Annotated in this window: 18 protein-coding genes; 6 read left to right on the top strand and 12 right to left on the bottom strand. The window is 71.2% G+C overall.

Annotated features, from left to right (window positions below; genetic code table 11):
* Both QC385_RS38605 and iolC read right to left on the bottom strand, forming a co-directional pair.
* On the bottom strand, window positions 1-882 hold the full coding sequence (locus QC385_RS38605) for a Cgl0159 family (beta/alpha)8-fold protein (RefSeq protein WP_279546077.1): 882 nt from the start codon (window positions 880-882) through the stop codon (window positions 1-3).
* Entirely contained in the window at window positions 879-1,829 is a 951-nt protein-coding gene (gene iolC / locus QC385_RS38610) for a 5-dehydro-2-deoxygluconokinase (RefSeq protein ID WP_279546078.1), read from the bottom strand. The genes QC385_RS38605 and iolC overlap by 4 nt, the downstream gene beginning before the upstream one ends.
* Before the next feature lie 407 nt (window positions 1,830-2,236).
* On the opposite strand from iolC, the gene QC385_RS38615 reads away from it, so the two are divergent.
* A complete protein-coding gene (locus QC385_RS38615) occupies window positions 2,237-2,437 on the top strand; it encodes a helix-turn-helix transcriptional regulator (RefSeq protein WP_086603695.1) in 201 nt (66 codons plus the stop codon).
* Between the two features lie 61 nt (window positions 2,438-2,498).
* Here QC385_RS38615 and QC385_RS38620 read toward each other — a convergent pair whose 3' ends face one another.
* A complete protein-coding gene (locus tag QC385_RS38620; protein WP_279546079.1) occupies window positions 2,499-3,542 on the bottom strand; it encodes a zinc-dependent alcohol dehydrogenase family protein in 1,044 nt (347 codons plus the stop codon).
* Window positions 3,543-3,655: 113 nt separating this feature from the next.
* Complete coding sequence (locus QC385_RS38625; protein ID WP_279546080.1) at window positions 3,656-5,863, bottom strand: MMPL family transporter; 2,208 nt, start codon at window positions 5,861-5,863, stop codon at window positions 3,656-3,658.
* Window positions 5,864-6,027: 164 nt separating this feature from the next.
* Between QC385_RS38625 and QC385_RS38630 the strand changes: the two genes are divergently transcribed.
* The 3 genes from QC385_RS38630 to QC385_RS38640 all read left to right on the top strand — a co-directional run bounded on the left by QC385_RS38630 (window position 6,028) and on the right by QC385_RS38640 (window position 9,511).
* Window positions 6,028-6,708, top strand: a complete 681-nt coding sequence (locus QC385_RS38630; protein WP_443033100.1) for a TetR family transcriptional regulator — start codon at window positions 6,028-6,030, stop codon at window positions 6,706-6,708.
* Window positions 6,709-6,787: 79 nt separating this feature from the next.
* On the top strand, window positions 6,788-7,027 hold the full coding sequence (locus QC385_RS38635; protein WP_059415768.1) for a heavy-metal-associated domain-containing protein: 240 nt from the start codon (window positions 6,788-6,790) through the stop codon (window positions 7,025-7,027).
* A 228-nt stretch (window positions 7,028-7,255) separates the two neighbouring features.
* Window positions 7,256-9,511, top strand: a complete 2,256-nt coding sequence (locus QC385_RS38640) for a heavy metal translocating P-type ATPase (RefSeq protein WP_279546081.1) — start codon at window positions 7,256-7,258, stop codon at window positions 9,509-9,511.
* Between the two features lie 674 nt (window positions 9,512-10,185).
* Here QC385_RS38640 and QC385_RS38645 read toward each other — a convergent pair.
* From QC385_RS38645 to QC385_RS38660, 4 genes are all read right to left on the bottom strand, one after another.
* A complete protein-coding gene (locus tag QC385_RS38645) occupies window positions 10,186-11,475 on the bottom strand; it encodes a citrate synthase (RefSeq protein WP_279546082.1) in 1,290 nt (429 codons plus the stop codon).
* A 349-nt stretch (window positions 11,476-11,824) separates the two neighbouring features.
* The gene (recD2, locus tag QC385_RS38650; RefSeq protein ID WP_279546083.1) at window positions 11,825-14,098 is read right to left on the bottom strand and encodes an SF1B family DNA helicase RecD2; all 2,274 of its coding nucleotides are present in this window, start codon (window positions 14,096-14,098) and stop codon (window positions 11,825-11,827) included.
* 29 nt (window positions 14,099-14,127) lie between these two features.
* Window positions 14,128-14,328: a DUF397 domain-containing protein gene (locus tag QC385_RS38655; protein WP_279546085.1), complete on the bottom strand. Its 201-nt coding sequence runs from the start codon at window positions 14,326-14,328 to the stop codon at window positions 14,128-14,130.
* The gene (locus QC385_RS38660; protein ID WP_279546086.1) at window positions 14,318-15,139 is read right to left on the bottom strand and encodes a helix-turn-helix domain-containing protein; all 822 of its coding nucleotides are present in this window, start codon (window positions 15,137-15,139) and stop codon (window positions 14,318-14,320) included. The genes QC385_RS38655 and QC385_RS38660 overlap by 11 nt, the downstream gene beginning before the upstream one ends.
* A 311-nt stretch (window positions 15,140-15,450) precedes the next feature.
* On the opposite strand from QC385_RS38660, the gene QC385_RS38665 reads away from it, so the two are divergent.
* Window positions 15,451-15,726, top strand: coding sequence for a hypothetical protein (locus tag QC385_RS38665; RefSeq protein WP_279546088.1), 276 nt, complete (start codon window positions 15,451-15,453; stop codon window positions 15,724-15,726).
* Between the two features lie 19 nt (window positions 15,727-15,745).
* Here the strand turns inward: QC385_RS38665 and QC385_RS38670 are convergent, their stop codons facing one another.
* Entirely contained in the window at window positions 15,746-16,006 is a 261-nt protein-coding gene (locus QC385_RS38670; RefSeq protein WP_279546089.1) for a hypothetical protein, read from the bottom strand.
* A gap of 34 nt (window positions 16,007-16,040) precedes the next feature.
* Window positions 16,041-16,634: a CGNR zinc finger domain-containing protein gene (locus QC385_RS38675; RefSeq protein ID WP_279546091.1), complete on the bottom strand. Its 594-nt coding sequence runs from the start codon at window positions 16,632-16,634 to the stop codon at window positions 16,041-16,043.
* Window positions 16,635-16,722: 88 nt separating this feature from the next.
* Here QC385_RS38675 and QC385_RS38680 point away from each other — a divergent pair, with 88 nt between their 5' ends.
* Entirely contained in the window at window positions 16,723-17,511 is a 789-nt protein-coding gene (locus tag QC385_RS38680; protein WP_279546093.1) for an MBL fold metallo-hydrolase, read from the top strand.
* Window positions 17,512-17,518: 7 nt separating this feature from the next.
* Here QC385_RS38680 and QC385_RS38685 read toward each other — a convergent pair whose 3' ends face one another.
* A complete protein-coding gene (locus tag QC385_RS38685) occupies window positions 17,519-18,169 on the bottom strand; it encodes a dihydrofolate reductase family protein (RefSeq protein ID WP_279546094.1) in 651 nt (216 codons plus the stop codon).
* Between the two features lie 336 nt (window positions 18,170-18,505).
* The gene (locus tag QC385_RS38690; protein WP_279546095.1) at window positions 18,506-18,871 is read right to left on the bottom strand and encodes a hypothetical protein; all 366 of its coding nucleotides are present in this window, start codon (window positions 18,869-18,871) and stop codon (window positions 18,506-18,508) included.
* Window positions 18,872-18,932: the final 61 nt, after the last annotated feature.

The following is an 18,932-nucleotide window of genomic DNA, read 5'->3' on the forward strand; positions in this document are numbered from 1 at the left end:
TCACAGCAGTCCTACGGCGGTGTCCACGGCGGCGGCCACGTCGCCGTCCGCCGGGTACAGCAGCGACCGGCCGACCACCAGCCCGCGCACGGTGGGCAGTTGCAGGGCGCCGCGCCACTTCTCGTACGCCCCGTCCTGGTCGTCGCTCACCTCGCCGCCCAGCAGTACGGCGGGCAGCGTGGAGGCGGTCATGACCTCGGCCATGTCGTCGGGGTTGTCGGTGACCGGCACCTTCAGCCAGGTGTAGGCGGAACTGCCGCCCAGACCCGAGGCGATGGCGATGGAACGGGTGACGGCCTCGGCGGACAGGTCGTTGCGCAGCCTGCCCGTCTCGTCGCGGCGGGAGATGAACGGCTCGACGAAGACGGGGAGCCGGCGGGCGGCCATGTCGTCGATGGCACGGGCGGTGGACTCCAGGGTGGTGAGGGAGCCCGGGTCGTCGTAGTCGATGCGCAGCAGCAGCTTGCCCGCGTCGAAGCCGAGGCGCTCGATGTCCTCGGGGCGGTGGCCGGTGAAGCGGTCGTCGAGTTCGAAGCGCGCGCCCTGGAGGCCGCCGCGGTTCATCGAGCCCAGGACGACCTTGCCGTCGAGGGCGCCGAGCAGGAGCAGGTCGTCGAGGATGTCGGCGGTGGCGAGGACGCCGTCCACGCCGGGGCGGGACAGGGCCAGGCAGAGGCGTTCGAGCAGGTCGGCGCGGTTGGCCATGGCCATGCTGCGGCCGCCGACGCCGAGGGCGCCGCGGGCCGGGTGGTCGGCGGCGACGATCATCAGCCGGCCGTTGTCGTTCAGCAGGGAACGGCGGGTGCGGCGGGCGGCGGCCTCGGCGATCGCCTCCGGGCGGCGGCTGCGGAGGCGGACGAGTTCGGAGACGTCGACGGTCACTTGACGGCCCCCGCGGTGACGGCCGCCTCGATCTCGTCCGGGGTGGGCATCGCGGACGAGCACTCCAGGCGGGAGGCGACGATGGCGCCGGCGGCGTTGGCGTGCCGCATGGTCTTCTCCAGGTCCCAGCCGGCCAGCAGGCCGTGGACGAGGCAGCCGCCGAAGGCGTCGCCGGCGCCGAGGCCGTTGAGGACGTTCACGGGCAGCGGCGGGACCTCGGCGCTCTCACCGTCGCGGTTCACGGCCAGGACGCCCTTGGGGCCCTGCTTGACGACGGCCAGCTCGACACCGGCGTCCAGGAGGGCACGGGCGGCGGCGTGGGGCTCGCGCACGCCGGTGGCGACCTCCACCTCGTCGAGGTTGCCGACGGCGACGGTGGTGTGGCGCAGGGCCTCCTGGTAGAAGGGGCGGGCCGCGTCGGGGTCGGTCCAGAACATCGGGCGCCAGTCGAGGTCGAAGACCGTCGTACCGGACTTGGCGCGGTGGGCGAGGGCCGCGAGGGTCGCCGTACGGCTCGGCTCCTCGCTCAGGCCCGTGCCCGTGACCCAGAAGACGCGGGCGTCGCGGATGGCGTCGAGGTCGAGCTCGTGGGCGTCGATCTCCAGGTCGGGGGCCTTGGGCTGCCGGTAGAAGTACAGCGGGAAGTCGTCCGGCGGGAAGACCTCGCAGAAGGTGACCGGGGTGGGCAGGCCGGGGACCGGGGTGACCCAGCGGTCGTCCACGCCGAAGCCCTTCAGGGCCTCGTGCAGGTAGGTGCCGAAGGGGTCGTCGCCGGTGCGGGTGATCACCGCGGTCCCCCGCCCCAGGCGGGCGGCGGCGACCGCGACGTTCGTGGCCGAGCCGCCGAGGAACTTGCCGAAGGACGTGACCTGCGGCAGCGGGACGCCCGTCTGGAGCGGATACAGATCCACTCCGATGCGCCCCATGGTGATCAGGTCGTACGCCATCGGCTTCCCCTCGTGTCGGCTCTCCCCGGCTTTGTAGCCCCCTTCCCGAAGCCCTGTCAATGTTTTGTCCGGACATTCGGACCAGATCATGACAGCGCTTTCGGCGAGTCGCGATGTGTCCGCTGTGCGTGCCTGCTCAGTTCCCAGTCTTCGCCCGGTGCCGCGTCAAGGCGCCTCGCCGGAGCTCCGGCGCGCGCCTTTGCCCCGGCTGTGTCACAAACACCCGCTTCCTGTCACATGTGTCGCATCTGCGCGGGTCTTCCGTCACACCCCGCGCACAGGCGCTGCCCCGTGTCACCGGAGCGTCGTTGTCCGGACACAGGCTTGTTGATCGCCAGCGCAGCGCCCGGCTCCCCCGGACGGCCGTCCCCGGTCGCCGCCGTGGTGCGCGCGGGGAGGGGCACGTCATGACCGACCGAAGGCTCTGGTCCTACAAGGAGATCGCTGCACACATCCGGGTGCAGCCGGACACCGTGCGGTCCTACCGCAAGCACGGCCTGCTGCCGCCGCCCGACCACGTCGAGAGCGGCAAGCCCTACTGGTACGCCGACACGGTCCGGGCCTGGGTGGCTTCCAGGCCCGGCAACCGTGCCCGAAGAGCCGACTGACCTTTCCGTCCCGGCCCCGCGCCCCACCGTCGCGTGCGGCACGGGGTGTTTTCGGGGAGGATCAGCGCCACGGCTCGATGACCGTCGCGCCCGCCGGTGGCGCCGTCCCCATCGCCGCCAGCGCGGGCGGGGCCTCGTCCAGCGGGATCCTGGACGTCACCAGCAGGTCGGGGCGCAGGACGCCGCCGCGGACCAGCTCCAGCATCGGCGGGTAGGCGTGCGCGGCCATGCCGTGGCTGCCGAGGAGTTCGAGCTCCAGGGCGATCGCGCGGGCCATCGGCACGGGTGTCGTGCCGGTCGGCGAGGGCAGCAGGCCCACCTGGACGTGCCGGCCGCGGCGGCGCAGGCCGTTGACGGAGGCGGCGCAGGTGGCGGGTGAGCCGAGGGCGTCGAGGGAGAGATGGGCACCGCCGCCGGTGAGGTCACGGACCGCCGCCGCGGGGTCCGGCACGGCCGACGCGTCCAGGCACCGCGCCGCCCCGAACTCCCGCGCCAGGTCCAGCGCCCGGTCCGACACGTCGACGGCCACGACCCGCGCGCCCGACGCCGCCGCGATCATCACCGCGGAGAGGCCGACCCCGCCGCAGCCGTGCACCGCGACCCACTCCCCCGCCGCGACCCGGCCCTGCCGCACCACCGCTCGGTACGCCGTGGCGAACCGGCAGCCGAGGGAGGCCGCCGTCGCGAACGACAGGTCCTCAGGGATGGCCACGAGGTTGACGTCGGCGTGGGCCAGGGCCACGTACTGGGCGAAGGAGCCCCAGTGCGAGAAGCCGGGCTGGGTCTGCCGCTCGCACACCTGGTGGTCACCCGCCGCGCAGGACGGGCAGGTGCCGCAGGCGCAGATGAACGGCACGGTGACCCGGTCGCCGGGCCGCCAGCGGGCCACCCGGTCGCCCACCGCCTCGACGACCCCGGCGAGTTCATGCCCCGGCACGTGCGGCAGCACGATGTCCGGGTCGTGGCCCTGCCAGCCGTGCCAGTCGCTGCGGCACAGCCCCGTGGCCTCGACCCGCACGACGACCCCGTGCTCCGCGGGCTCCGGATCGGCGACGTCCCGCACCTCGGCCGGCTCCCCGTACCGCTCGAACACCACGGCCCGCATGCATCTGCCCGCCCTTCGTTCGTATCCGGGGTCGCCGGGTGTCCTGGTGCCCCGGGCAGTCAGCGTCTCGGGGAACGCTAGCCCGTGCCCTGCGGGCCTGGCACACCCAGACCTCAGCCCGGGGCTCCGACCTTGTCCCTGGCCGGTTCCGGGTTTCCGGCCGGCTCCTGGTCCGCCTCGCTCAGGCCGAAGCGTTCGTGGAAGCGGCGCAGGGGGCCCGGGGCCCACCAGGTGGCGCGGCCGGTGAGGCGCATGACCGCCGGGACCAGGAGACTGCGGACGATCATGGCGTCCATCAGGACCGCCAGGGCGATGCCCAGGCCGAGCATCTTGGTGTTGGTGACCCGGGACGTGCCGATCGCGACCATGACCACGGCCAGGATGACCGCCGCCGCCGTGATCAGCCCGCCGGTGCGCTGGAGTCCGTGGCGGACGGCCTGGTCGTGGTCGCCGGTGTGGTCGTACTCCTCCTTGATGCGGGAGAGCAGGAACACGCCGTAGTCCATGGACAGGCCGAAGGCCACGCAGAACATCAGGACCGGGAGGGTCGTCTCGATGGAGCCGGGGCTGGTGAAGCCGAGCAGGCCGGAGAGATGGCCGTCCTGGAAGATCCAGACGACCGCGCCGAACATGGCCGTCAGGCTGAGCGCGTTGAGCACGACCGCCTGGACCGGTATCAGCACGCTGCCCGTGAGGAGGAAGACCAGGAGCAGGGTGACGATCGTGATGAAGACGGCCGCGAGCGGCAGGCGTTCGCCTATGGCGTCCTTGGAGTCGACCAGGACGGCCGCCGTGCCGGTCACCTTGGTGTCGAAGGGGGCCCGGACCTCGCGCAGGTCGCCGACGAGGCGCTGGGCCGGGTCGTCGACCGCCTCGCCCTCCGGCAGCACCGTGAAGTACGCCGAGTCGCCCTTCACCAGCGGCCCGTCGACCCGCAGCACATCGGGCAGTCCGGCGATCCGCTCCTTGTAGGCGCCGTACTGCGCCTCGGTCGCGCGGCCCTCGGCGAGCACTTCGAGGCCGCCGCCGGGGCTGCCCGGGAAGCCTTCCCGGATGTGCTGCTGCACGACGTGGGACTCGGACGTCGAGGGCAGCTGACGGTCGTCAGCGGTGCCGAACCTCACGCCCAGGAAGGGCAGTCCGAGCAGGACGAGGACGGCTGTGGTCCCCAGGGCGAAGAACGGGGCGCGGCGCATGACGAGCGACGCCGAGCGCGCCCAGGCCCTGCCCTCCTCCCCGGCGGGCTCCGGCCGCTGTCCGCGCCGGAACAGGCGGCGCAGGTCCAGGGAGTTGACCCGGTGGCCCAGCAGCATCAGCGCCGCCGGGAGCAGGATCAGCGCGGCGGCCGCGGCCAGCAGCACCACGGCGATCCCGGCGTAGGCGAAGGACCGCAGGAAGTACTGCGGGAAGACCAGCATCGCCGCCAGGGACACCGCGACCGTGAGGGCGGAGAACAGCACCGTGCGGCCGGCGGTGCGCAGCGTCGTGCCGATGGCGGTCAGGGGCTCGGCGCCGGTGGACAGCTCCTCGCGGAAGCGGCGGACGATGAACAGCGCGTAGTCGACGGCCAAGCCGAGGCCGAGGGCCGTGGTGAGGTTGATCGCGAACACGGACACGTCGGTGAGCTCGGTGAGGGCGCGCAGGATCGCGTTCGTCCCGAGGATGGCGACGATGCCGATGCCGAGCGGCAGCAGGGCCGCGACGGCGCTGCCGAAGACCATCACCAGCAGCACGAGCGTCACCGGCAGGGCGATGAGCTCCGCCCGGGTCAGGTCCTCCTGGATGATCGTCTGCATCTCGTGCCGCACGGCGACCGGGCCGCCGACGGTGACCTCCACCGGGCCGTGCACCCCGCGGTAGTGGGGCGCGATGCGCTCCAGGGTCTCGCCGGCGGTCTTCTCGTCGCCCGTGATGCGGGCGGCTATCAGCGCCTCATGGCCGTCCTCGGCGCGCAGGGCGGGGGTGCCGGACTGCCAGTAGGAGCCGACGCCGGTGACGCCCTTCTCGTTCGCCAGTCGCTCGGCGAGACGCTCGGCCCGGGCGGCGACGGCCGGGTCGTCGACCGAGGCGTCGCCCGCGTCGACCAGGAGCAGGAGGTTGGGCTGGGAGCCGGGGAACTCGCGCTCCAGGGCCTTGGTCGCGTACGTGGACTCGGCGGCCGGGTCCTCCCAGCCGCCGGCGCCGAGCCGGTCGGCGACGCCGCTGCCGGCCAGCACCGCGAGCGCGGTGAGGACCAGGGCCAACAGCAGTGACAGCCTGGGCCGGGCCGTGACGAAGCGGGTCCAGGCTCCGAGGCGTGGTGGTGCGTTGACTTCGGTCATCGTGCGGTGTCCCCTTCACCGTGACCCGTGTTCAGGCGCAGCCTGAACAGCACGGGGCTGCCGTAGACTGGCAAACACGAGAGATCGCTCGCATTTCTGCCGACTCCAGAATGCGAGCGACCGCTCGCGTTTGTCAATCGCGTTCTGAGACCTGGGGAAAACGCGTGCCCGAGAAGACCGAGAAGCCCGGAACAGCGAAACCCGGAACGGAGACCACGACGGCGGCCGAGGACCGGCCGCGCCGCCGCCAGGCGCGCGGCGAGCGCCGGATCGCCCAGCTCCTCGACGCCGCCGCCACCGTCTTCTCCACGACCGGCTACACGGCCGCCAGCACCAACGCCATCGCCCGCGAGGCGGGCGTCTCGCCGGGGACGCTGTACCAGTTCTTCCCGAACAAGGAAGCGATCGCGATCGAGCTGGGCAGCCGGCTCATGCACGAGATGCGGCAGTCCTACGACGAGGTCCTCGCCCCGATCGACCCCGCGGCGACCCCGATCGAGGACGTGATCGCCGGGACCGTCGACCGCTTCATCGAGTTCAACTGCCGCCACCCGGCCTTCTTCGCGCTGATGCACGGCTCCGACATCCCGGGACGCATCGCCGAGGAGCACGACGCGCTGCACCGCACGCTGGCCGCCCGGGTCGAGGCACTCCTCGCGCCGTTCACCCCCGACGCCCCCGCCCCGGCCGTCGCCCGCGCCGCCCAGATGTGCGTCGGCATCTACAAGGCGGGCCTGGAGCTGGTCCTGGCCCATGAGGGCGCCGAACGCGAGGCCTACGTCCAGGAGCTGAAGGACGCCCTCCTGCGCTACTTGCGACCCCTGGCCGGGGACCTCGTGAACTGATACCCCCTAGGGGTACAGTTGGTGTATGCGGACCCCACGGGTCCCCATTGCCCCACATGCCTCGACGAGGAGTAACGACATGACCGCCCAGACCGACACCACGGGCCCCGTCACCACCGTCTACAAGGTGAGCGGCATGAGCTGCGGACACTGCGAGGGTGCCGTCTCCGGCGAGATCTCCCAGATCTCCGGCGTCAGTTCGGTGACGGCCGTCGCCTCGACCGGCGAGGTCACCGTCGTCTCGGCCACCCCGCTCGACGACGAGGCCGTACGCGCCGCCGTCGACGAGGCCGGATACGAGCTGGCCGGGAAGGCCTGAGCCGGCTCCAAGAGCCCGGGTCGACCGGAGCCGGGCCCGAGGCCCCGGGCCGGGTTCAAGGGCCCGAGCCGGCTCCAACAGCCCGGCCCGGTCGCAAAAGCCCGGGACGCGCAGGCCTGAGACATCCCGGGCCTGGCACTCGTACCGGCGTACGGGCCGTACGCGCCGCCCCCGGCCCGTAGGGCCCGTTCCGCTTCCCGGGCGCCCCGCACCACCTGGAGTACGGACATGACCAGCACCACCGCCAAGGCGCCGACGGACCGCGAACCGGCGCTCGCCGAGGCCGAGCTGCTCATCGGCGGGATGACCTGCGCCTCCTGCGCGGCCCGCGTGGAGAAGAAGCTCAACCGCATGGACGGCGTCACCGCCACGGTGAACTACGCGACGGAGAAGGCCCGGGTCACCTACCCCGCGGGCATCGAGGTCGCCGACCTGATCGCGACCGTGGTGAAGACCGGGTACACCGCCGAGGAGCCCGCGCCCGCGCGCGAGGAGGAGCCCGCCGCCGAGGGGACGCGCCCCGACGGGGAGGACCCCGAACTGTCGGCTCTCCGCCGCCGCCTCGTCGTCTCCGCCGCCCTCGCCGTCCCGGTCGTCCTGCTGGCGATGGTCCCGGCGCTCCAGTTCGACAACTGGCAGTGGCTCTCGCTCACCCTCGCCGCCCCGGTCGTCGTCTGGGGCGGGCTGCCGTTCCACCGGGCGGCCTGGACGAACGCCCGGCACGGTGCCGCCACCATGGACACGCTGGTCTCCCTCGGCACGCTGGCCGCGTTCGGCTGGTCCCTGTGGGCCCTGTTCCTCGGCGACGCGGGCATGCCCGGCATGCGGCACCCCTTCGAGTTCACGGTCTCGCGCGGCGGCGGCGCCTCCTCGATCTACCTGGAGGTCGCCTCCGGCGTCACCGCCTTCATCCTGCTGGGCCGTTACCTGGAGGCCCGCTCCAAGCGCCGTGCGGGAGCCGCCCTGCGCGCGCTCATGGAGCTGGGCGCCAAGGACGTCGCCGTACTGCAGGACGGGCGCGAGGTGCGGATCCCGGCGCAGCGGCTGGCCGTCGGCGACCGGTTCGTCGTACGGCCCGGCGAGAAGATCGCCACCGACGGCACGGTCGTCGAGGGCGCCTCGGCGGTGGACGCCTCGATGCTGACCGGCGAGTCGGTGCCGGTGGACGTGGCGGCCGGGGACGCGGTCACCGGCGCGACGGTCAACGCGGGCGGACGGCTCGTCGTCGAGGCGACCCGGATCGGCGCCGACACCCGGCTCGCGCGGATGGCGAAGCTGGTGGAGGACGCACAGAACGGCAAGGCCGAGGTGCAGCGGCTCGCCGACCGGATCTCCGGGATCTTCGTGCCGGTGGTCCTGCTGATCGCCGCCGCCACGGCCGGGGCGTGGCTGGGGACGACCGGTGACGGCGTCGCCGCGTTCACCGCCGCGGTCGCGGTCCTGATCATCGCCTGTCCGTGCGCGCTGGGCCTGGCAACCCCGACCGCGCTGATGGTCGGCACGGGCCGTGGTGCCCAGCTCGGCATCCTCATCAAGGGCCCGGAGGTCCTGGAGTCCACGCGCCGGATCGACACGGTCGTCCTGGACAAGACCGGCACGGTCACCACGGGCCGGATGACCCTCCAGGAAGTGCACGTCGCCGAGGGCGCCGACGAGAAGGAGGTGCTGCGGCTGGCGGGCGCCGTGGAGCACGCCTCGGAGCACCCCGTGGCCCGTGCGATCGCGCTGGGCGCCGAGGAGAGGGCCGGACGGCTCCCGGACGTCGAGAGCTTCGAGAGCGTCCCCGGGCGGGGCGTATGGGGGCGTGTGGAGGGCCGTGAGGTCGCCGTGGGGCGGCTCTTCGACGACGTACCGCCCGAGCTGGCCCGCGCGCGGGACGAGGCCGAGCGGGCGGGCCGTACGGCCGTACTGGCCGGCTGGGACGGGGCGGCGCGGGCCGTGCTGTCCGTGGCGGACGCGGTCAAGGAGACCAGTGCCGAGGCGGTGCGGGAGCTGCGCGCGCTGGGGCTCACACCGGTCCTGCTGACCGGGGACAACCGGGCGGTGGCCGAAGCGGTGGCCGAGGCCGTCGGGATCGACCAGGTCATCGCGGAGGTCCTGCCCGAGGACAAGGTCGACGCCGTACGGCGGTTGCAGGCCGAGGGGCGGGTCGTCGCCATGGTGGGCGACGGCGTCAACGACGCGGCCGCGCTCGCCACCGCCGATCTGGGCCTGGCCATGGGCACCGGGACGGACGCGGCGATCGAGGCGGGCGATCTGACACTGGTCCGCGGCGACTTGCGGGTGGCCGCGGACGCGATCCGGCTGTCGCGCCGGACGCTGGCCACGATCAAGGGCAACCTCGTCTGGGCCTTCGGCTACAACGTGGCCGCGCTGCCGCTGGCCGCCGCGGGACTGCTGAACCCGATGATCGCCGGGGCCGCGATGGCCTTTTCGTCGGTCTTCGTCGTCACGAACAGTCTCCGACTGCGGACATTCCGGTGAAGTCGCCCGAATTCGCCCTAAGTTCACGGCGAACGTGATATGAGCCCCTCTGGAGTCCCGAGCCCGGCTCACATAAGCTCTTCACAAGGCTCGCGCATCATCCTTACGCTTGAGCCCCAAGCGGCATACCCGGGCTCTTGCGTACCTTACGGACATACGCAAGAGACGCAGATCACAGTGATGTGAACGTAACCATCGAAGGGGTTCGAAGGTCTAAGTTGACGATGTCGGGGAGCGTCTTGGGGGGCGCCACCTGGCATCTGGAGATGTCTTGGGGGACTTCTCCAGAGATGCGTTGCCGGGGCACGTACACCGGGAAGCTTTGAGCGGCCCTCCCGGTAGTGCGCTGTCCCGGCAGACCGCACACCGCAGTACGGCGAGTTTTGCTCGTTGCGCTCAACAGCGATTCAGGCGCTGTCCTCACAGACGCCCGGCCGGATCCCGTGGGGGGAATCCGTACCGGGACTGGGAAGGCGCCCTGATCGTCGGCCCGTGGGGGGACCGGCGACAGGGCGCCTTCTTTCTTTTTCCGCCCCCAGGGCCTTCTCGCTCCACGCGTACGCAGCCGTCCCGCTCCGTACGCTCCGCACGTACACAGCCGTCCCGCTCCGCACGCACGCAAAAGCCCCCGCACCCGCACGAGCGCGGATACGGGGGCCGAGCGGTACTGCGCCTCAGCGCTGCTCGACGGGCACGAAGTCGCGCTCGACGACGCCCGTGTAGATCTGGCGCGGGCGGCCGATGCGGGAGCCCGGCTCCTTGATCATCTCGTGCCACTGGGCGATCCAGCCCGGCAGCCGGCCGAGGGCGAACAGGACCGTGAACATCTCGGTCGGGAAGCCCATGGCCCGGTAGATCAGGCCGGTGTAGAAGTCGACGTTCGGGTAGAGGCTGCGCGAGACGAAGTAGTCGTCGGAGAGCGCGTGCTCCTCCAGCTTCAGCGCGATGTCCAGCAGCTCGTCGGACTTGCCGAGGGCGGACAGCACGTCGTGCGCGGCGGCCTTGATGATCTTGGCGCGCGGGTCGAAGTTCTTGTAGACCCGGTGGCCGAAGCCCATCAGGCGGACGCCGTCCTCCTTGTTCTTCACCTTGCGGATGAAGGAGTCGACGTCGCCGCCGGAGTCGCGGATGCCCTCCAGCATCTCCAGCACGGACTGGTTGGCGCCGCCGTGCAGCGGGCCCCAGAGCGCGTTGATGCCGGCGGAGATCGAGGCGAACATGTTCGCCTGCGAGGAACCGACCAGGCGGACCGTGGAGGTCGAGCAGTTCTGCTCGTGGTCCGCGTGCAGGATCAGCAGCTTGTCGAGCGCGGAGACCACGGTCGGGTCCAGGTCGTACTCCTGCGCCGGGACCGAGAAGGTCATCCGGAGGAAGTTCTCGACGTAGCCGAGGTCGTTGCGCGGGTAGACGAACGGGTGACCGATCGACTTCTTGTACGCGTACGCCGCGATCGTCGGGAGCTTGGCGAGCAGGCGGATCGTGGAGAGGTTGCGCTGGCGCTCGTCGAACGGGTTGTGGCTGTCCTGGTAGAACGTGGACAGCGCCGAGACGACCGACGACAGCATGGCCATCGGGTGGGCGTCGCGGGGGAAGCCCCTGTAGAAGTTCTTGACGTCCTCGTGCAGCAGGGTGTGCTGCGTGATGTCGTTCTTGAACGTCGAGAGCTCGTCGACGGTCGGCAGCTCGCCATTGATCAGCAGGTAGGCGACCTCCAGGAAGGTGGAGCGCTCGGCCAGCTGCTCGATCGGGTAGCCGCGGTACCGCAGGATGCCCGCTTCGCCATCCAGGTAGGTGATGGCGGATTTGTAGGCGGCGGTGTTGCCGTACCCGCTGTCCAGCGTCACCAGACCGGTCTGGGCGCGGAGCTTGCCGATGTCGAAGCCCTTGTCACCGACGGTGCTGTCGATCACCGGGTAGGTGTACTCGCCGTCGCCGTACCGCAGTACTACAGAGTTGTCGCTCACGTCATCCCTCACCGACGTTGTGCCTCTTCTTCGAGGTGCCCTGACTGTCTCTACCATCCCCCATTTGGCGCAGGAGAGTGCACTCGGGGTCGACCATTGGGCCTACTGGCGGCACTGAGTGCCGCCAACCTGTCCATCCTGCCCCCTCCAACCCTCCCGAGGAAAGCACTGTGTGACCTTTCCGACTTGTTTGATCGATCATTTTTCGGTCGGCGGGTGCCGGCCGAGGCCCGGCGCGCGAGTGCCTGCACCGGGCAGGGCTTCTCGGCCGCGGCGACTGCACCTGCCACGACCACTCCGACAGCAGGGCAGGACGGCGTTCGCCCGGCAGCGCGTGAACACGTCGGCGTCAGTTTGATTCGTCCGGGAGCCGGCCCCCGGCCAGACGGAAGTCCAGCGCCGTGCACCGCCGCCCGGCGGACACCGTACGGACCGCCTGGCCCAGGGCCTTCCGCGAACCGACCAGCACCACCAGCTTCTTCGCCCGAGTGACCGCCGTGTACAGCAGGTTGCGCTGGAGCATCATCCAGGCCCCGGTGGTGACCGGGATGACGACAGCGGGGTACTCACTGCCCTGGGAGCGGTGGATCGTCACCGCGTACGCGTGGGCCAGCTCGTCGAGTTCGTCGAACTCGTACGGCACCTCCTCGTCCTCGTCCGTCCGCACCGTCAACCGCTGGTCGTCGAGGTTGAGGGAAGTCACCACGCCCACCGTGCCGTTGAAGACGCCGTTCTCGCCCTTCTCGTAGTTATTGCGGATCTGCGTGACCTTGTCGCCGACGCGGAAGACGCGACCGCCGAACCGCTTCTCGGGAAGGTCGGGGCGGGCCGGTGTGATGGCCTGCTGAAGCAGGCCGTTGAGAGTGCCCGCGCCCGCCGGGCCCCGGTGCATGGGGGCGAGGACCTGCACGTCCCGGCGCGGGTCCAGCCCGAACTTGGCGGGGATCCGCCGCGCCGCCACGTCCACCGTGAGCCGCCCCGCCTCCTCCGTGTCGTCCTCGACGAAGAGGAAGAAGTCCTTCATGCCGTCCGTGAGGGGGTGTTGGCCGGCGTTGATCCGGTGCGCGTTCGTCACGACGCCCGACTGCTGGGCCTGGCGGAAGACCCGGGTGAGGCGGACGGCGGGGATCGGGCCCCCGTCCGCCAGGAGGTCGCGCAGCACCTCCCCCGCGCCGACACTGGGCAGCTGGTCCACGTCCCCGACGAAGAGCAGATGCGCCCCCGGAGGGACGGCCTTCACCAGCTTGTTGGCGAGGAGAAGGTCCAGCATGGACGCCTCGTCGACCACCACCAGGTCGGCGTCCAGCGGGCGGTCCCGGTCGTAGGCCGCGTCGCCGCCGGGCTTCAGCTCCAGCAGGCGGTGGACCGTGGAGGCCTCGGCGCCGGTGAGCTCGGACAGGCGCTTGGCGGCCCGGCCGGTCGGGGCGGCGAGCACGACCTTCGCCTTCTTCGCGCGGGCCAGCTCCACGATGGAGCGGACCGTGAAGGACTTGCCGCAGCCGGGGCCGCCGGTGAGGACGGCGACCTTCTCGGTCAGGGCGAGCTTGACGGCGGCCTCCTGCTCGGGGGCGAGGTCGACGCCGGTGCGTGTTCTCAGCCAGCCGAGGGCCTTGTCCCAGGCCACCGCCCGGAAGCCCGGCATCCGGTCCTCCTCCGTGCGGAGGAGGCGCAGCAGCTGGGCGGAGAGGGAGAGTTCGGCGCGGTGGAAGGGCACGAGGTAGACCGCGGTGACGGGCTCGCCGCCGTCAGGGCCCGGGACCCTCTCCCGTACGACGCCGGGGTCCTCGCCGTCCTCCGGAGGCCCGGCCAGCTCGGCGAGGCACTCGATGACCAGGCCCGTGTCGACCTGGAGGAGCTTGACCGCGTCCTTGATCAGCTGTTCCTCCGGGAGGAAGCAGTGGCCCTGGTCGGTGGACTGCGACAGCGCGTACTGCAGGCCCGCCTTGACGCGCTCCGGGCTGTCGTGCGGGATGCCGACGGACTGGGCGATCTTGTCGGCGGTGAGGAAACCGATCCCCCAGACATCGGCGGCGAGGCGGTAGGGCTGGTTCTTCACCACGGAGATGGACGCGTCGCCGTACTTCTTGTAGATCCGCACCGCGATGGACGTGGACACCTCGACCGTCTGGAGGAAGAGCATGACCTCCTTGATGGCCTTCTGTTCCTCCCAGGCGTCGGCGATCTTCTTCGTCCGCTTGGGCCCGAGGCCCGGGACCTCGATGAGCCGCTTGGGCTCCTCCTCGATGATCTGGAGGGTGTCCAGCCCGAAGTGCTGCGTGATCCGGTCGGCGAACACCGGGCCGATGCCCTTGACCAGGCCGGAGCCGAGGTAGCGGCGGATGCCCTGGACGGTGGCGGGCAGGACCGTCGTGTAGTTCTCCACGTGGAACTGCTTGCCGTACTGGGGATGCGAGCCCCAGCGGCCCTCCATGCGCAGGGACTCCCCTACCTGGGCGCCGAGCAGCGCGCCCACGACCGTGAGCAGATCGCCGCCGCCTCTGCCGGTGTCGACCCGGGCGACCGTGTAGCCGTTCTCCTCGTTGGCGTACGTGATCCGCTCGAGAACGCCTTCGAGCACGGCGAGTCGCCGTTCTCCGGCGGGGGTTCCCGTCTGGTTGGGCATGATCCGACCGTACCGCCGGGGTACGACAGTCAGGCCTCGATGTGCCCATCCTTGACGGCCGTCACGAACGCCGTCCAGCCGTGGGTGGAGAAGACCAGAGTGGGGCCGGTGGCGGTCTTGCTGTCGCGGACGGGTACGTCGGGGTGGTTGCGGGCGACTTCGAGGCACTCGGCTTGGCTGCCGCCGCTGTAGCTGGACTTGTACCACCCGCTGTGTTCGCTACTGATCATGCGCGTGTTCCTCCGCTGCCGACCTGACGAGGGCCAGTGACTCCTGCTGCGACAACGCGTCGCTCAGAGCGAGAGAGTAGGCGGTCTGGCAGGCCCTCACCAGCGCCGGATCGTCCATCAGACGTCCCGTCTCGAACGCGTCGACGTATGCCACCGGGGCGGAGTCCTCGAAGGTCATCAGGGTGAGCAGGCTCTCCATGAGCGGATGCGCACCGACGCGGTACGGAATGACGTGCAGCCGAATCCGTCGTGCCCCGGCCAAGTCCGCGATCTTGTACAGCTGTTCGGCCATGACCTGCGGGCCACCCACACAGCGTCGCAGCACGGCCTCGTCGAGAAGCGTCCAGACGATCGGAGCCGACGGCCCCTCGAGGATTCGGGCACGCTCTGTTCGGATGACAACCTTCCTGTCAAGTTCCTGGTCTGTGGAGTTGGGGCGGTAAGCGGCGAACACTGCCCGCGCGTAATCAGGCGTCTGGAGCAGTCCGGGAACCAGTGAGAGCGCGAACTGCTGGATTACGCTCGCGTGTCGCTCCAGTTCGGCGGCGGCAGCGAAGCGGGGATCGTACTTGTTCTCCAGATCCTCCAGCCACCGCGTGAAGAAGCCGTCCGTCCCCAGCGCGCGGTCGATCCGCCGGGCGTCGTCGGGTTTGGGCAGCCGTCTCCCGGCCTCGAAGTGGCTGATCAGCGTAGGCGAGCACACGACCTGGTCGCTCAGTTCCTCCTGAGTGAGGCCCGCCGCCGTCCGCCGCAGCCTCAGCTCCTCCCCGTACTTCTCCCGCAGTGTTCGAGGCGTGCGGCGTTCGTCCATGCGGCCAACTCCCTTTCTTGACAAGCGCGATGTCAAGTCCCGACCCCTGGCAGCGTAGCCATCACCGACCCCACTCTGTGAGTGATTCACCACGGAACGCAGTCACCGCAGGTCGGAAGGTAAGCAGACGTGACAGACCTCATCGCTCGAGCCCTCGAACCGCTCCTCCGCGTTCTGTTCCCTCCATGCGGACGGCGACGGCGATCCCCGGCACGGCCCCCGTGCCCGTACTGCCGCGCGCAGGAACGTCCGTTGCGCGGAGAGGACAGCCGACTGGTCCGTCCCTACCCGGCGGCGGAAGTGAGCGCGTGATGGTCGGGCGACTGCTGCCTTGGACGACGGTCGACGGGAGGCCGTGCTACCTCGTGGGCGACGGGACCGGATACGTCTCACGCTTGGCCGACGACATCGAAGCCGTACAGCTGGACATGGCGGACGGTCTTCTCGGCCACGCCGCCGCACTCCTCGCGGAACGCCGCGTGACGAGCGCGGAGCTGCGCTATCTGGCCCTGCGGCTCGCCGAGTCCCTGCGGGACGTCAAGCGGGTGGCGGAGAGCAGAGGGGCACGGCTCGACCCGTCACCATGACTCTGGCCAAGGATCAGAGTCACTCTTCGGACTGCCGCTCGTGCCGGTGGGTGCCGCGGGCCAGCTCCTGGAGCAGCTCGTGCTCGGTCTTGCCGACGTCACGGGCCATCTTGCGCAGCAACAGGGCACACAGGGCCGCCGCCCCGTCCATGAGGGCCTCGGTCGCCATGGGGTCCTCGCGCCGTCGCTCTGTCACGTAGGCCGTCAGCAGGTCGTTGCCGGAGACGTAAGCGGTCATGAGCTCGATGCCGTTACGCAGACGGTCGTAGTCGCTGGTCATGGTCGAACCGTCCCACACGAGTCAAGGGATCGAGTCATCGCGAGGTGCTGCGGCGGGCATACGCCCGCGCCGCCCGGGCGCGGTCGCCGCAGCGGGTGGAGCACCACTGGCGGCGGCCGTGGCGGAGCAGGTAGCGGTTGCAGGGCGGGGAGCCGCAGGCGGTGAGGCGTTCGGCGTCGGGGGACGTGAGCAGGTCGGCGGCGTCGGCGGCGAGGGTGGCCAGGGCGAGGTCGACGATCGCGGTGGTGGGGTGGGGGGCCGTGCGGTAGGGGCCGGTCTTGTCGTCCCACCGCAGCAGCGGGGCCGTGGGGACCCGGGTCATCGCGTCGTTGACGGCCGCCACGGCCGCGGGGAGGGCGGGCAGGCCTTCGGCGCGGGCGGCGAACAGCGATCTGATCTGTTCGCGCAGGGAGCGCAGTTGCGTCGCGCACATCTCCCGCATGCCGGCGTCGACCGGGGCGAGGCCGCGCTGGGTCAGCCAGTGGTTCGTCTGCGCGGGGGTGCCCAGGAGGTCGACCGTGTGCCCGCCGGGCAGCGCGATCGCGCTGTTGACGAGGGCGAGCGAGGGGTGCTCCTCCTCGCCCTGTGCGGGCGGCGGGGCGGGCTGGTCGATCACGGGCTCCTGCATACCTCTCATGTTACGGCTTGCCTGTATCCGTGAGAAGCGGCTACGGTCGTCTCACGGTTCGAACACGTCTATCCGTGAGGTTTCTTTCATGTCCGCGCTTCCCGCGACGACCGCCCCCTTCCCCGTCCGCGTCTTCGGCGGCCCGACCGCCCTCTTCGAGTACGGCGGCCTGCGCTTCCTGACCGACCCGACCTTCGACGGCCCCGGCGACTTCCCCGCACCCGCCGTGGTTCTGACCAAGACCGCCCCCTCCGCCGGCTCGCCCGCCGAACTCGGCCCCGTCGACGTGGTGCTCCTCTCGCACGACGAGCACGCCGACAACCTCGACACCTCCGGCCGGGCACTGCTCGCCGACGTCCCGCTCACCCTCACCACCCCCGGGGGCGGACAGCGCCTCGGCGCGAAGGCCACGGGCCTGGCCGACTGGCAGTCCGTCGAGCTCGACCGCCCCGACGGCGGCACGGTCACCGTCACGGGCGTCCCCGCCATCCACGGCCCCGGCCCCCGCGAGGAGGTCGAGCCGATCTGCGGCGAGGTCGTCGGCTTCGTCCTGACCGGCGAGGGCCTGCCCACCGTCTACGTCAGCGGCGACAACGCCTCACTGGACGCGGTGAAGGAGGTCGCCGAGCGCTTCGCCCCGGTGGACACCGCCATCCTGTTCGCCGGCGCGCCGCGCTTCCCGGAAGTCTTCGACGGAAAGGTCATCGTCCTGGACAGCGCCATGGCCGCCGAGGCCACGCGGATCCTCGGTGCCCGCCGGGTGGTGCCCGTCCACTACGACAGCTGGGCCCACTTCACCGAGGGCCGCGAGGAGCTGGAGGCCGCTTTCACCGCCGCCGGGCTCGCCGACCGGCTGGACTGGAGCAAGGACGCCTGACCTGCCGTCACTTCCTCCAGAACAGGTGATGGACCACCCCACTGGGGCTCGGCACCACATCGCAGTGGAAGCGGTCGAACAGCTCCTCGGGGGACTCCCAGAGCCGTGAGCCGGACCCGATGACCACGCCGGGCGAGACCGCCACGTGCAGCGTGTCCACCAGGTCGGCGTCGAGGAACTCCCGGATGGTGGCCGCCCCGCCGCCGAGCCGGACATCCTTGCCGCCGGCCGCCTCGCGCGCCTGCTCCAGGACGTCGGCCGGGTCGCCGCCGACGAAGTGGAACGTGGTGTCGGACAGCGTGAACGAGGGGCGCTCGTGGTGGGTCATTACCAACACCGGCGTATGGAACGGCGGCTCGTCGCCCCACCAGCCCCGCCACTCGTGGTCCTGCCACGGCCCGCGATGGGGGCTGAACTTGTTGCGGCCCATGATCTCGGCGCCGATGTTGTTGGCGAAGTCGCGCGTCAAGTAGTCGTCGAGGCCGCGGCTTCCGCCGGGGTCGGTGCGGTTGGGCCAGCTCGCCGTGGCACCGGCCCAGGCGAACATCTGTCCCGGGTCGGCGTGGCCGAACGGGCGCTCCAGGCTCTGGTTCTCACCGGCACCGAACCCGTCGCTCGAGACGTTGAAGTTCTGCACTCGCAGTAGCTGGTGGGGCACGGCGTTCCTCCTGTGGTCGACGAGGGGTGGACCGCCCGGGCCGGCAAAACTCATCGGCGGCCCGGCGGTTTCCCTCGACTCATCGGCGGTCCGGCGGTTTCCCTCGGCCCACCGGCGGCCCGGCGGTTTCCCTCGACTCACCGGCGGTCCGCCGACTCCCTCGGCTCACCGGCGGCCCTTCAGGGGTTCCCCTGCCCACCGGCCCGTCTGGAGTTCCTCCGTTCACCGGCCCGTCGCAGGGTTCCTCCGGCCAACCGGCCCGCCAGGGTCCCCTCCGGCTCACCCACCCGTCCGCTCCCGCACCTCACCGCCCCGGCCGCGCCCCCACCCCCGGCCTCACCCGCCCTGCGCGGCCACGTGCTCGATCACCTGCTGGAAGTCCTCGCTCGGGGAGAACTCCACGAACTCGCTGTCCTCCAGGGCGACCGGGACGTGACCGGGACCCCAGTAGTACGCCTGGCCCGCCTCGTACTCCTCCTCGCCGGAGGCCGTGCGCATCCTGATCCGGCCCTTCAGCAGATAGCCCCAGTGGGGGCACTGGCACGCGTCGTCGGGCAGGCCCTTGAGGGCCGGGCCCATGTCCGTGCCCTGGGGCAGTCTGATGTAGCCCACCGACATGCTGCCCCCGATCGGCATGAGGCGCAGTTCCACGCCGTCGCCCTCGAGTACGACGGGTACGTCGTTCCGGATCGCCGCCGTCATGACTCCTCCACTCCGGCCCGGCCGGGCCTCGCGACAACGGATCTCTCCCTTCCACCCTGAA

The organism is Streptomyces sp. DH10 (genome assembly GCF_029813805.1).
Lineage (GTDB): Bacteria > Actinomycetota > Actinomycetes > Streptomycetales > Streptomycetaceae > Streptomyces > Streptomyces coeruleofuscus.